General features: G+C 35.0%; 2 protein-coding genes. Both read left to right on the top strand.

What is annotated here, in order from left to right; genetic code table 11:
• The coding region (locus tag ACFOZZ_RS13255) for a transposase (RefSeq protein WP_376815425.1) at nucleotides 1-839 on the top strand (839 nt) is incomplete at its 5' end.
• Between the two features lies 1 nt (nucleotide 840).
• Complete coding sequence (locus tag ACFOZZ_RS13250) at nucleotides 841-1,035, top strand: hypothetical protein (RefSeq protein WP_278779254.1); 195 nt, start codon at nucleotides 841-843, stop codon at nucleotides 1,033-1,035.
• Nucleotides 1,036-1,050: the final 15 nt, after the last annotated feature.

Raw genomic sequence — 1,050 nt, 5'->3', positions numbered from 1 at the left:
ATGTACTTCCATCCAGACGCAAGTATGATCTGCTTAATTATTTCATGCTCATTCCACTGGAGGAGCGTAAGAAAGTAAAATATGTCTCATTTGATATGTGGGAGACATATCGAATAGTCGTAAAACATGTTTTTCCCGATGCATGTTGTATAACCGACCACTTTCACGTAATCCAGGAATTAACTCGCAGGGTTGATAGAGTAAGAATTCGTGTTCAGAACAGATTCAGAAAGACTATTAACACCCTTAAGCCAAAGAAAAACAATAAAACTATAACCTCCGAAGAACTAATAGAACTCGAAGAAGCATCCAGATACTATTATGTATTAAAAAAATTCAATTGGCTGCTTGCTTCAACCAACAAGAAAATACTAGATGTCAACGTTGAAAGAAGATTCAATCATAGACTGAATAGATATCTCAATTACAGTGAAATACTAGCTTATATGCTGGCTATTGATGATGAGCTTGAGGAAGCATTCTATCTAAGGAATGATGTTACCTATTTCTATGATCACTGCACTTATGACACTGCAAAGAAACAGCTTGAGAAGATTATAATTGATTTCAGAAGCAGCACTGTTGCAGAAATGAGTCCGTTTGCGAATACTCTTACTAACTGGAAAAGAGAGATCATCAACAGCTTCATAATTGTGGATGACAAGGCAAACAGAAAGATGAACACTGCCATCGTTGAAAACAGAAACAAGTCCATCAAGCTCCTCAAACATGCCTCAAACGGCTATCTGAACTGGGAGAGATTTCGCAATCGTATCCTTTATACATTAAACGAGGATACAACCTTCTATTACACAAGTATCAGAAAGGATGGTAAATAATATGAGTAAGGTATTTAAACTTATTGTTGATGAGAGTAATGAACCATTAATACTTGAGGAAGATGAAGTTTTAGAAGACATTCTTAATCATCTGGAGTCTATCTCTCAACGCATTGATGATATTCAGTATTCTCTAATAAAAAATAACGATGAAGACTCATCGTTAGATTTAGATATTTCTGAAATAGACTTCTAGAACATAAAAAAGTAT

Source organism: Catenibacterium sp. GCM10023432 (genome assembly GCF_042651925.1).
GTDB lineage: Bacteria > Bacillota_I > Bacilli_A > Erysipelotrichales > Coprobacillaceae > Catenibacterium > Catenibacterium mitsuoka.
Note: the sequence above shows the minus strand (reverse complement) of the source record. Positions and strands in the feature narration are given on the sequence as shown.